Here is a 227-nt window from a genome sequence, read left to right on the forward strand (position 1 = left end):
TTGTGATGGGCTTAAGTGGACTCGAACCACCGACCTCACGCTTATCAGGCGTGCGCTCTAACCGGCTGAGCTATAAGCCCACACTTTATATGAAAACGGCTTCCGCCGGTTTCTTCTTTTTTGGAGCTGGCGGCCACCTGCTCTCCCACACCGTCTCCAGTGCAGTACCATCGGCCGTCTGGGGCTTAACCATCGTGTTCGGGATGGGTACGGGTGTTTCCCCCAGG

The 227-nt window shown here is 56.8% G+C and carries 1 tRNA gene and 1 rRNA gene; both read right to left on the bottom strand.

Annotation, left to right across the window (positions count from 1 at the left end):
* Positions 1–6: 6 nt before the first annotated feature.
* Positions 7–80 (bottom strand) — tRNA-Ile (locus tag H6A32_RS16150).
* Between the two features lie 44 nt (positions 81–124).
* Positions 125–227: ribosomal RNA gene (gene rrf, locus H6A32_RS16155) — 5S ribosomal RNA — on the bottom strand; the annotation flags it as partial.

Source organism: Drancourtella massiliensis (assembly GCF_016900655.1).
In the GTDB taxonomy this organism is placed as follows: domain Bacteria; phylum Bacillota; class Clostridia; order Lachnospirales; family Lachnospiraceae; genus Sellimonas; species Sellimonas catena.